Source organism: Blautia sp. Marseille-P2398, from assembly GCF_964240315.1.
GTDB lineage: Bacteria > Bacillota > Clostridia > Lachnospirales > Lachnospiraceae > Blautia_A > Blautia_A wexlerae.
The window spans coordinates 267334-279190 of the sequence record NZ_CAXSTD010000002.1 but is presented as its reverse complement, the minus strand read 5'-3'; the positions used below and the strand labels follow the sequence as shown (position 1 = coordinate 279190).

The 11857-nt window shown below is 40.4% G+C and carries 10 protein-coding genes and 1 pseudogene; all 11 read left to right on the top strand.

What is annotated here, in order from left to right; all coding sequences use genetic code 11:
* Positions 1 to 73 precede the first annotated feature (73 nt).
* The 11 genes and pseudogenes from ACESZG_RS03955 (at position 74) to ACESZG_RS03905 (ending at position 11750) form a co-directional block, all read left to right on the top strand.
* A complete protein-coding gene (locus ACESZG_RS03955; RefSeq protein ID WP_008704787.1) occupies positions 74 to 742 on the top strand; it encodes a response regulator transcription factor in 669 nt (222 codons plus the stop codon).
* Positions 730 to 1659 carry a sensor histidine kinase gene (locus tag ACESZG_RS03950; protein ID WP_373217611.1) on the top strand — a complete coding sequence of 310 codons (930 nt, stop codon included), beginning with the start codon at positions 730 to 732 and terminating at the stop codon, positions 1657 to 1659. Before ACESZG_RS03955 ends, ACESZG_RS03950 begins: the two co-directional genes overlap by 13 nt.
* A gap of 139 nt (positions 1660 to 1798) precedes the next feature.
* Positions 1799 to 2500 (top strand): ABC transporter ATP-binding protein, encoded by a 702-nt coding sequence (locus ACESZG_RS03945; protein WP_173745136.1) that lies wholly within the window; start codon positions 1799 to 1801, stop codon positions 2498 to 2500.
* Positions 2493 to 4991, top strand: coding sequence for an ABC transporter permease (locus ACESZG_RS03940; protein WP_008704771.1), 2499 nt, complete (start codon positions 2493 to 2495; stop codon positions 4989 to 4991). The genes ACESZG_RS03945 and ACESZG_RS03940 overlap by 8 nt, the downstream gene beginning before the upstream one ends.
* Positions 4992 to 5002: 11 nt before the next feature.
* A pseudogene (locus ACESZG_RS03935) lies at positions 5003 to 5125 on the top strand (ArsR family transcriptional regulator); the annotation flags it as partial.
* A gap of 655 nt (positions 5126 to 5780) precedes the next feature.
* Positions 5781 to 6086, top strand: a complete 306-nt coding sequence (locus ACESZG_RS03930) for an autorepressor SdpR family transcription factor (protein ID WP_227194510.1) — start codon at positions 5781 to 5783, stop codon at positions 6084 to 6086.
* Positions 6070 to 7098, top strand: coding sequence for an SdpI family protein (locus ACESZG_RS03925; RefSeq protein WP_373217608.1), 1029 nt, complete (start codon positions 6070 to 6072; stop codon positions 7096 to 7098). The genes ACESZG_RS03930 and ACESZG_RS03925 overlap by 17 nt, the downstream gene beginning before the upstream one ends.
* 312 nt (positions 7099 to 7410) lie before the next feature.
* Positions 7411 to 8748, top strand: coding sequence for a TrkH family potassium uptake protein (locus ACESZG_RS03920; RefSeq protein ID WP_055060043.1), 1338 nt, complete (start codon positions 7411 to 7413; stop codon positions 8746 to 8748).
* A 19-nt stretch (positions 8749 to 8767) separates the two neighbouring features.
* Positions 8768 to 9415 (top strand): TrkA family potassium uptake protein, encoded by a 648-nt coding sequence (locus ACESZG_RS03915; protein WP_055053464.1) that lies wholly within the window; start codon positions 8768 to 8770, stop codon positions 9413 to 9415.
* A gap of 72 nt (positions 9416 to 9487) precedes the next feature.
* Positions 9488 to 11053 (top strand): ATP-binding protein, encoded by a 1566-nt coding sequence (locus ACESZG_RS03910; protein ID WP_055053412.1) that lies wholly within the window; start codon positions 9488 to 9490, stop codon positions 11051 to 11053.
* Positions 11046 to 11750, top strand: a complete 705-nt coding sequence (locus ACESZG_RS03905; protein WP_019161280.1) for a response regulator — start codon at positions 11046 to 11048, stop codon at positions 11748 to 11750. Before ACESZG_RS03910 ends, ACESZG_RS03905 begins: the two co-directional genes overlap by 8 nt.
* The last annotated feature ends 107 nt before the right edge of the window (positions 11751 to 11857 follow it).

Sequence of the window (11857 nt, the reverse complement as noted above, 5' to 3'; positions counted from 1 at the left end):
TGGTACAATATGGAAGAGTATCATCACTATACAGGGATATCTTTGTGAGAATTTGTATCGGAGGAAATAGGATATGCAGTATATATTAGTTGTAGAAGATGATTATGATTTGAATCAGGCAATCTGTTATTCTTTGAAAAAGTCAGGATATGGAGTTTATGGTGTGACTTTTATGGAGAAAGGAAAACAGACTTTTATTGAGAATCAGATAGATCTAATCCTTTTGGATGTGAATCTTCCAGATGGCGAGGGATTCTCTTTTTGCCAGTGGGTAAAAAAGCAAAGAGAAGTTCCGGTCATTTACCTGACAGCCAGGGATATGGAGGAGGATGCTCTGGCAGGATACGAATCCGGAGCAGAAGATTACGTTACAAAACCATTTTCGATGAAGATTTTACTTAGAAAAATCGATGTCATTTTAAAAAGAACTGCGTCGGCCAACCATCGGATTTTTACAGATGAGAATTTATATATAGATTTGGATAATGCACGAGTGATGGTAAAAGGTCAGGAAAGTTCTGTTACACCGACAGAATACCGTCTGCTTTGTCAATTCCTTATGAACCGGGGGCAGCTCCTGACTTATGATCTGTTATTGGAACGGTTATGGGATAGTGGAGGACAGTTTGTGGACAGACACGCATTGGCAGTAAACATAAATCGCCTGAGAGGAAAGATCGAAGATGAGAATCACAGATATATTTCAAATGTATACGGGATGGGGTATCAATGGATTGGCTGATGTATATCATAATGATAATTTTATTTGCAGCAGTACTGGTATTGTTATGGAAAAATTACCGGATAAAAAAAGAAGCGAAGTTGTTTGCTGAAAAGATGGAAGATGCTCTGGATGCTATCGTAACGGGAAAAGAATGGAACATGGAAGAAGAATTGGAGGATAGCCTCTGGGGAAGAACAGGAACACAATTAGCGAAAGCCGGGAACGTATTTCGGAAAAAAGAAGAAGACGGTTTTCGTGAGAAAGAAAGAGTAAAGGGATTGATTTCTGATATCTCCCATCAGACAAGGACACCCATTGCCAATATAAAACTATACCTGGAACTCCTTGAGGATGAGGAGTTTTCGCAAAACGGTCAGGAGTTTTTGGGAAAAATCAAAGGGCAGATGGAAAAAATTGAATTTTTAATGCAGAACATGATAAAAATGTCAAGGCTCGAAACGGGAATTCTGCAAATACATAAGGAAGACCAAAATCTATACGAAACAATCCGCCATGCAGTTGCCGATGTGGTTCCGGAGGCGGCGTTGAAGGGGATTAATCTATATGTGAACTGCGAAGAAAATATGATGATCCGTCATGACAGCAAATGGACGGAGGAAGTAATTTATAATATTCTGGACAATGCACTCAAGTATACAGAGTCTGGTGGAAAAATCCGTATTCAGGCAGAAAGACAGGAATTATTTTTTAAAATCAGTATTTCTGATACTGGAAAAGGGATTGCACCGGAAAGGCAGGCAGAAATCTTTACAAGATTTTACCGTGAGCCAGAGGTTCATGATAAACCAGGAGTTGGAATCGGACTATATCTTGCGAGAACAATCATGGAGCTTCAGAAGGGATATATAGAAGTACAGTCTGAAATAGGAAAAGGGGCGTGTTTTCGCCTGTATTTTCCAGTGAATGAACCGTAACATAATCGGCAGGGCTTGTCACAATTCTGTGATAATTAAAAATTGAGACAGGTTTGTGATTTTTGTGAGATATTCTATGAAAAGGGTAAAAAGGTCTTTTGACCCTGATATCATGAAATGTCAAAAGGGAGGCAAGCCAATGAGAGAATACATTGTAGAGACAAAGAACTTAAAGAAATACTATCAAATGGGTGCAAATACGGTAAAGGCATTGGATGGCGTAGATTTTCGTGTGAAAGATCAGGAATTCGTTGCTATTATCGGAAAAAGCGGATCCGGGAAAAGTACACTTTTGCATATGCTGGGTGGACTGGATGTGCCAACAGAAGGGGAAGTGTTGGTAGAGGGTAAGTGCCTTCTGGGGCTGAAAAAAGAACAGCTTGCCATATTCCGCAGAAGAAAGATCGGGTTTATTTTTCAGAATTATAATCTTGTCCCGGATCTTAATGTATATGAGAATGTTATTCTTCCGGTGGAACTGGATGGGAGAAAGGTTGATGTGGAGTATGTGGATGGGATACTGGAACTTTTAGGGCTGGCAGAGAAGAGGGAAGCTCTTCCTGGAACATTATCCGGTGGACAGCAGCAGAGGGCTGCGATTGCCAGGGCGCTTGCGGCGAAGCCCGCCATTATTCTGGCTGATGAACCAACGGGAAATCTGGATTCGGTTACCAGTCATGATGTACTTGGACTTTTGAAAATGGCAGCAAGACAGTTCAGTCAGACCTTGATTCTGATCACTCATGACAGAGACATTGCGCAGCTTGCAGATCGTATCGTACATATTGAGGACGGAAAGATTGTAGGAGATACCAGGAAAGGAAGTGATTTCTATGCTTAAGAATCCGAATCAGAAAGTGATTAAAAGGATGGCAAGGAATGCTTTAAAAGTAAACAGGAGAAAGACCATTACTTTGTTCCTTGCGGTTCTTCTTTCTTCCTTTTTGGTATTCACAATATTCACAGTTGGAGATTCTTATTTCAGGCTTCAGAAAATTCAAAATATCCGTATGTCAGGAGCTGAGTTTGATGCAATTATGTATGGAGTGACAGATGAACAGAGGCAAATGTGTGAGAACAATCCGAATATTGCTCTGACAGGTACAGTGGGAGTCTGTGGATGGGTAGAAAAAACAAATCAGGATTCCACCCCTGATGTGGGACTGATCTGGGCAGATGACGGATATTGGACACAGATGATGGAGCCGGTCAGAGAAAAGCTGGAAGGAAGATATCCGATAGCTTTGGATGAGATAATGGTAACAAAATCCGCTTTAAAAGAATGTGGTTACGAAGATCTTGATGTAGGCGATACCCTTGCTATGTCTTATGGAACACATGAGGGAATCTTTACAGGGACTTTTCGAATCTGTGGGATTTGGGACGGATATGGACCCAAGAAACAGTTTTATGTCTCGAAAGAATTTTATGATCAATCGGGATGGAAGCTTTCGCAGGCAGCTTCCGGTCGTTACTTTATGGATTTTAAGCAGAAAATAATGACAAAAACAGAGCAGAATGCTTTTATCGAAAGTATGAATCTTGGAAAGCAGCAGAATCTTTTCTTCATGGAAGATCTTGGCGCATCGGTTCAGATATTGGCAGGCCTTATTGGCTTGATTGCAGTTACCTGTTTGTGTGCGTATCTGCTTATTTATAATATTATGTATCTTTCCGTAGCTGGAAAAGTTCGTTATTATGGCCTGCTTCAGACGGTCGGAATGACGGAAAAGCAGATAAAAAGGATGATGAAGGAACAGATGCTTCTGATCGGATCTGCAGGGACAGTACTTGGATGTCTGTCAGGTGGGATGGTATCCTTTTTCCTGATTCCTGTTGTTGTAAAATCACTTGGAATCAAAAGTGGCTATGTTGGAGCAGATATGGTTCGTTTTCATCCGGCAGTCCTGCTGGCAACCATCTTACTGGTTGGGGTTACCATCTTTCTGGCCAGCCAAAAACCGACAAAAATGGCAGCAGATATCTCTCCAATAGAAGCGCTTGGTTATCGTCCGACCCACAAAACCGTAAAAGAAAGAAAAGCAGGAAATGGGAAAGTAATAGCAAGACTTTCCATGGAGCAGTTTACAAAGGATAAGAAAAGAACTGCGGTGGTACTGTTGTCTTTGGCAGCCAGTCTGTCTGTGTACCTTTGTATTGTGACCATGCTGGACAGTCAGGCAGCAAGAACCATAGTGTCAAATTATATGGATACGGACATGGTCATTAAAAATGATACGGCATGTAAAGAAAAATCAGAAGACAGAAGAGACATTCTGGATGATTCTTTCGTGAAGTCAATCAAAGAAAATGCCGGAGTCTCTGAAGTACATTCTATGATATTTGCCGAGATTACAGTTCCATGGGAACCGGATTTTGCTGAGATGTGGATGAAAGAATTTTATGCAAAGTGGATGAGCATTCCATATAGTAAGGAAAAGCACGAGTATCAGAATCATCCTGAGAATTTTGGATCCTCTCTGATTGGAATTGATGAACAGGAATTTGATTATTTAAATAACAGTCTTACGCATCCGATAAAGAAAGAGGACTTCCTTTCGGGAAAAGTATGTATTGTTTATCGAAATGGTTTGGATCTTTCAGATGCTGACATAATAGGAAAAAATGTGACATGTGCTTTGTATGAAGATCAACAAACGACAAAATCTTTTACCATAGAAGGAGTTACGGACGAGAATTATTATACAGCACTCCTTGGATACCCACCGACGATTATAGCCAGTGATCAGGTGGTGAAAACATTTGCCGATCATCCAATTACACTAAAGACCAGCATAAAATATCACAAGGAATATGATAGAGATACAGAGCAAGAAATTCTGTCGTTATTAGAAGAAAGTGACAATGCAAAAGACTTTTCCTGGGAATCCAAAATCGAAGATGCGGATGAGATTGAAAAAGCACAGGGCAATATGCCGCAACTGGGAATCGGGATTGTGTTGATTCTGGCTTTTATCGGAATCATGAACTACATGAACACCTTTGTAGTAAATGTGCAGAGCCGGATGACGGAGCTTTCGGTTATGGAGAGTATCGGGATGACCCCGAAGCAGCTTCTTGGAATGCTGGTCAGGGAAGGAGTTCTCTATGCAGGTGGCGCATGGCTTGTTACGCTAACAGTAGGAATGGGAGTAACGTATCTTCTTTATGAATCAATGAATTATCGGGGGATTGCTTTTTCAGTGCCATTACTTCCACTTTTATTTGCAGTGGGAATCAGTTTTCTGGTTTGTACTATGGTTCCAGTGCTTACCTGGATTATTTTGGAAAAGAATGGAACTGTTGTTGAGAGGATTAAAGGAGTTGAGTGATCTGACAGGATGTGTTTCTATTAAATTTGTTAAAGGGCGGACGGCTTTCAGCAGGAGAGATATGTGAACATTTTTCGGTGACGGGGGCGTCCATATCCAGACATCTGGCAATATTAAAGGATGCTGAGCTGATCAGGAGTAAAAACAGTGAGTTTGTGGCACTTCTTAAGCAGGCAAACACAGACATCTCCAAGATTGCAGAAGCTATCGGAGTATCAGATGCACAGCTTATAGCAATCCTCGTAAATAATGCATTTAAGACAGTTCAGCAGAGTGCAAAAGACAAGGAAGATATCTGCAGGCGTGCTGACGCACGGCAAAGATATCTGACGCAGGATTTCACACTCTGATGGGCTGGATTAAGATGCATTATTTCAGAGGATTGCTATAGATTCGTAACAAACAGCCAGTCTGGTATGGGACTGTTAAAGTGTGGTAATGTGGTAATTCCGTTCGATAATCAGATTGAAAGGATACGAGTCTTTATAAACTGTATAACACCAATATCCATGAGAAAATTGAAAATCAAAAAGGTCGATGACAAGACTATGGTGATCTGCAAATTCCGGCTCATCGGTCGGAATATACACTGTTCACTCCGTTCACAGTAACGTAGCCAAAATTCATTCCAGATTGCCTGCGGCAATGGAATTTTGGCTTGTATGTCTCGGGATAGTGGTGTGTGAACAGTAACGTGAAGGCTGCAAAAGTAATAAGCAGTAGGAGACTGTACTTGACATATGAAGGTTCTTATACTATATTATATTTAACAATTAGGTTAAATGTTAAATGAAAGGCTGTGATGAACTATTGGGATTACAGGATACTTTGAAAGCGCTGGCAGATCCAATACGACGTGAGATTCTAAATTTGTTAAAGGGCGGACGGCTTTCAGCAGGAGAGATATGTGAACATTTTTCAGTGACGGGGGCGTCCATATCCAGACATCTGGCAATATTAAAGGATGCTGATCTGATCAGGAGCAAAAGGGAAGGAAAATTTATTTATTACGAACTAAATACTTCTGTATTGGAGGATGTTATGTTGTGGATCACAGACTTAAAGGGGGGATCGGATTATGAAGGAAATGATTAAAAAATATAAAGGTACATTGATCTGTTCTGTACTGGTAATGCTTGCAGGAATTTTGGTGGGTTTTACGATGGCGCAGAGCATATGGATAAACGTGTTTTTTGTAGTGACAGATTGTATACTGGTGACAATCATCTTTTATGACAACAGGAACAGACAGCAGAGCAGCAAGGTTATAGGGATGGTCATATGGATGATACCTGTTACCGCGTTAATCTATAATGGTATGGCAAGACAGATCAGTATGGATGCGGATAGTGAGAATCTGTTTATGGCAGTAATTTACTTTGGAACAGGATTACTGTTTATGATCATAGGAAATTATTTGCCAAAGGTGAAACAGAATAACACCATAGGAATCAGGGTTGTATGGACATTGCAGGATGAAGAAAACTGGAGTGCAACTCATAGATTCAGTGGAAAATTATGGGTGGCATCAGGTGTCTTATGTATGCTTTGCGGCCTTTTTGGAGAAAGCATTGCTGCTTTGGTTTTGTATATTGTGAGCATTATGGCTGCTGCAATTGTCAGCATTCTTTATTCTTATCTTTTTTATAAGAAAAAAATGGCAGCCGGAGAAAAATTAAAAATCCAGTATAACAAGAAGACAATCGTGATATATGTAATCGTATCAGTTTTTGTCGTAATATTTACTATATGGACTTTGTTCTGGGGTGGTATTGATATCAGTTTCCATGATAATGATTTTACTGTTGAGGCACAGGGATGGAGTGATTATACAGTGGATTATGAGCAGATTGACAGTATCTCATACAAAGAAAATTTATTTCAAAATGGGAATGATCGCAGAACAAATGGTATGGGAAACCTGAAGTATGGTATGGGAAATTTCAGAAATGATATTTATGGAGATTATATCCGCTACACCCATGCATCCTGCCACTCATATGTAGTTATGGATATAGGCGGAAAAATATTGGTGGTAAATGGCGTAGATGAATCAGAAACAAAGAAAATTTATGACACTCTCAGAGAGAAATGTCAGATGAATTAGTGTGTGTTTAATCGAATCAGACAAGTAGCAAAATAACAGGTATTGCGGTTATAAATCACAATACCTGTTATTTTTTGATGCGATTGCGGGTATCATGGAACCATGAAGGTGATTTCTATGATAAACAGACAGTTCTACATCAATAAGATTATGCCATATGCTGATACGTCTTGTGTAAAAGTATTGACTGTCTTTATACAATCTTAATACGGAATCATAGATTTTTATACTATCTTTGAAAGCAATTGTATATAATAAAACGCATTATGAAGATATTGCTATAGAATCATTAGTAAGGAGTTATGATCATTTATGCCGGAAAAAATGTGTAAGAAAAAACACCTGACGTCTTTTCAGCTAATTATTCTGGGATTTGCAGGTGTGATTCTTTTGGGAAGCATTTTGCTGATGCTTCCGGTTTCCTCTTTGGACAAAGTGCCGACGCCATTTCATGAGGCACTTTTTACAGCCACTTCGGCAGTATGCGTTACAGGACTTGTAGTAAAGGACAGCGGAAGTTACTGGTCTGTGTTCGGACAGACAGTTATTCTTGCGCTTATACAAATAGGTGGACTTGGAGTAGTAACCGTAGCGGCAGCGGTTTCGCTTCTTTCAGGGAAAAAAATATCTCTCATGCAAAGAAGTACAATGCAGGATGCAATTTCAGCACCTAAAGTTGGAGGAATTGTCAGACTGACAAGGTTCATTTTAAAGGGGACTCTTTTGATTGAAGCAGCAGGAGCTATGTTATTGCTGCCGGTTTTTGTATCGGATTATGGCTTAAAGGGAATCTGGATGGCAGCCTTTCATTCTGTTTCTGCTTTTTGTAATGCAGGATTTGACATTCTGGGAACAGCAGATAATGCCTTTCCGTCTCTGACGGGCTATTCCGGAAATATCCTTATAAATGTGGTAATTATGCTGCTGATCATTACAGGAGGAATTGGTTTTCTTACCTGGGATGATATTTATAGGAATAAAATGAATTTTAAACGTTACCGCATGCAAAGCAAGATTATTCTCATGACTACTGTATGCCTGATTGTTTTTCCGGCATTTTTTTTCTTTGCCTGTGATTTGAAAAACCTGCCTGCGGGAGAACGCCTGTTAGCTGCCATGTTTCAATCGGTAACTACAAGAACTGCCGGCTTTAATACCATAGACATTTCAGAGATGAGCGAGGCATCAAAAGCGGTTATGATACTGTTAATGTTGATCGGTGGTTCGCCGGGTTCTACAGCAGGAGGAATGAAAACAACTACTTTTACGGTACTGATTCTGAATGCAATTGCAACCTTTCGCAGTCAGGAAAATGCAGGGGCTTTTGGACGGAGACTGGAGTATCATGTGATAAAAAATGCAGCCACAATAGCTATGCTCTATTTTACATTATTCTTTTGTGGAGGTGTTGCAATCAGCGTATACGAAGGTCTTCCCCTTTTGGATTGTCTGTATGAAGCAGCTTCAGCTGTGGGCACGGTAGGTCTGACCTTGGGAGTCACACCGGGACTTCATGTTTTTTCACAAGTTGTGCTGATCATACTGATGTATCTGGGACGCGTAGGCGGCCTGACCCTGATTTATGCAGTATTCTCAGGAAGAAATAAGGGAAATGCAAAGCTTCCTCTGGAGAAAATCACAGTTGGATGAGAAGGAGAAAAGTAATATCATGAAGAATGTATTGATTATTGGACTTGGAAGATTTGGAAGACATATTGCCATGCAGCTGAATCAGCTTGGGCATGAAATTATGGCAGTTGACTGGAATGAAGAAAGGGTGGACAAAGTGCTTCCGTTTGTGACTAACGCCCAGATCGGGGACAGTACCAATGCTGAATTTTTACAATCCCTTGGAATTGGAAACTACGATATCTGTTTTGTGACTATTGGAGGAAGCTTTCAGAATTCTCTTGAGACCACTTCCCTTCTGAAAGAACTGGGAGCAAAACTGGTAATATCCAGAGCTGAACGTGATGTCCAGGAAAAATTTCTTTTACGCAATGGTGCAGATAAGGTGGTTTATCCGGAAAAGCAGGTTGCAAAATGGGCATCTATCCGTTACACAGATGATCATATCCTTGATTATATGGAGGTGGATGCTTCCCATGCGATTTTTGAGGTAGAAGTGCCAGAGGAATGGACTGGAAAAACTGTAGGCGGACTGGATATCAGAAAGCGTTACAATATTAATATTCTGGCAGTAAAAAATGAAGGAGAATTTAATATTGCAATTTCTCCGGATACGTATTTGGAAGAGAATAGTAAATTACTGGTGCTGGGAGAATACAGAGCTCTTCAGAAGTGCTTCCGCATATAGTAAAAAAGACTTTTGACCACAACACAGCCCCATGATATAATTTTCAAAACAGTAAAAAAGGTGGGGGACAGGATGAGTTTAAAAAATGTGAATCATCAGAAACGGTCATTTACATGGTCTATGGAAAAACCGTCTGCAAAGGATTATTTTCTGACGGTATTTATATTTGCGGTATGCACTTTAATTGGTCTGTTGTTTCAGAAACTGAATTTTACGGATACGAATATTGTAACCATATATATTCTGGGGGTTTTGCTTACTTCGATTGTGACAGATGGCTATCTTTGCAGTGTGGCAGGCTCTTTCTTAAGTGTATTTTTATTTTGTTTTTTTCTGACAGAACCAAGGATGTCTTTCAAAACCTATGCGGTGGGTTATCCGGTGACATTTTTCATAATGCTTATTTCATCCGTACTTACGGGAGCACTTGCAGCAAAGCTGAAAACACATGCAAAGCTGTCTACACAGCTTGCCTTTCGTGCACAGATTCTGTTCGATACAGACCGTCTGCTGCAAAAGGCAAAAGGAGAAACAGAGATTCTTGATGTCACCTGTACACAGCTTCTCCGTTTATTAAACCGCAATATTACAGCATATGTAGTAGAAAATGGAACTTTATCAGAGGGAAAGCTTTTCTCCGGGGAAAAAGAGGACACAGAAGATTTTTTGATACCAGAAGAGCAGCAGATAGCCAAATGGGTCTGTGAAAACAGACAGCATGCCGGTGCGTCCACACACCATTTTCCTCAGGCTAAATGTTTATATCTGGCAATCCGAAGCGGGGATAATGTTTACGGTGTGATCGGGATACCATTGCAAAAAGAAACACTGGACACTTTTGAATACAGCATCCTGTTGTCTGTAATAAATGAATGTGCGCTTGCAATGGAAAATGCGAAAAATGCATTAGAAAAAGAAAAAAATGCAGTTATAGCCAAAAATGAACAGTTGCGGGCAGATCTTCTTCGGGCGATTTCGCATGATCTTCGTACGCCGCTTTGCTCCATTTCCGGTAATGCAGATATGCTGCTTGGCAATAGTGACCGTCTGGACGAAGCTACAAAACATCAGATTTATAGCGATATCTATGATGATTCTGAATGGCTGATCGGAGTTGTGGAGAATCTGCTTTCCATTACCAGACTGAATGACGGAAGACTGAAATTTAAATTTACAGACCAGCTTCTGGATGAGGTGATTGCAGAATCCCTGAGGCATATCAGCCGGAAACATGATGATTATAAAATTGTGACAGACTGCGAAGAACTTGTTCTTGCACGTATGGATGTACGTCTTATTATGCAGGTTCTGGTAAATTTAATTGATAATGCAATAAAATATACACCGCCGGGTTCTGTGATCTGTATTCGGGGAACGAAAACAGATGGGAAAGCGCAGATAAGTGTGGAAGATAATGGCCCGGGAATTCCGGAAGAAATGAAGTCACATATTTTTGAGATGTTTTATACAGGGAAAACGACAGTTGCGGATAGTCACCGAAGTCTGGGACTTGGACTGGCACTTTGCCACTCTATTATAGAAGCACATGAAGGAACCCTGGTTTTGACAGATCATGATCCTCATGGATGCAATTTTACTTTTACTTTACCCTTAAGCGAGGTGACATTAAATGAATAAAACATTAATTCTGGTGGTTGAGGATGACAGACCCATACGCAATCTGATCGTTACTACATTAAAAACACATGACTATAAATATCTGGCTGCAGAAAACGGATCTTCAGCCATTCTGGAAGCTTCGTCCCACAATCCGGATATTGTTCTTCTGGATCTGGGGCTTCCTGATATGGAAGGGGTAGAAGTGATAAAAAAAATCCGTACCTGGTCGAATATGCCGATTATTGTGATCAGCGCCAGAAGTGAGGACACAGATAAAATAGAGGCGCTGGATGCAGGAGCAGATGATTATATTACGAAACCGTTCTCTGTTGAAGAATTACTTGCGCGTATCCGTGTCACCCAGAGGAGACTTGCGGTTATGCAGAGCGGAGAGCAGATAGAAAGCTCTGTTTTTGAGAATGGTGGATTAAAGATAGACTATACGGCAGGCTGTACATATCTGAAGGGAGAGGAATTGCATCTGACACCTATAGAATATAAGTTGCTCTGTCTTTTGTCCCGCAATGTGGGAAAGGTATTGACACATACCTATATTACCCAGCAGATTTGGGGACGATGTTCGGATAATGATGTTGCTTCTCTTAGAGTTTTTATGGCAACATTGCGGAAAAAACTGGAGCCTGAGAAAAATGGAGTGCAATACATCCAGACACATATTGGCATTGGATATCGCATGCTTAGAATTGAGAAGTAAAAAGCTAGTACATCGTTTCGTAAATAACTATACCAATCCGCATCCTACGCGATTGGTATAGTTATTTCGAAAACGATGTACTAGATACGGAGTATGTCACAGAGGAT

Coding starts and splice junctions, on each gene's coding strand:
- ACESZG_RS03955 (WP_008704787.1), top strand. CDS start 74: ATGCAGTATATATTAGTTGTAGAAGATGATTATGATTTGAATCAGGCA.
- ACESZG_RS03950 (WP_373217611.1), top strand. CDS start 730: ATGGATTGGCTGATGTATATCATAATGATAATTTTATTTGCAGCAGTA.
- ACESZG_RS03945 (WP_173745136.1), top strand. CDS start 1,799: ATGAGAGAATACATTGTAGAGACAAAGAACTTAAAGAAATACTATCAA.
- ACESZG_RS03940 (WP_008704771.1), top strand. CDS start 2,493: ATGCTTAAGAATCCGAATCAGAAAGTGATTAAAAGGATGGCAAGGAAT.
- ACESZG_RS03930 (WP_227194510.1), top strand. CDS start 5,781: ATGAAAGGCTGTGATGAACTATTGGGATTACAGGATACTTTGAAAGCG.
- ACESZG_RS03925 (WP_373217608.1), top strand. CDS start 6,070: ATGAAGGAAATGATTAAAAAATATAAAGGTACATTGATCTGTTCTGTA.
- ACESZG_RS03920 (WP_055060043.1), top strand. CDS start 7,411: ATGCCGGAAAAAATGTGTAAGAAAAAACACCTGACGTCTTTTCAGCTA.
- ACESZG_RS03915 (WP_055053464.1), top strand. CDS start 8,768: ATGAAGAATGTATTGATTATTGGACTTGGAAGATTTGGAAGACATATT.
- ACESZG_RS03910 (WP_055053412.1), top strand. CDS start 9,488: ATGAGTTTAAAAAATGTGAATCATCAGAAACGGTCATTTACATGGTCT.
- ACESZG_RS03905 (WP_019161280.1), top strand. CDS start 11,046: ATGAATAAAACATTAATTCTGGTGGTTGAGGATGACAGACCCATACGC.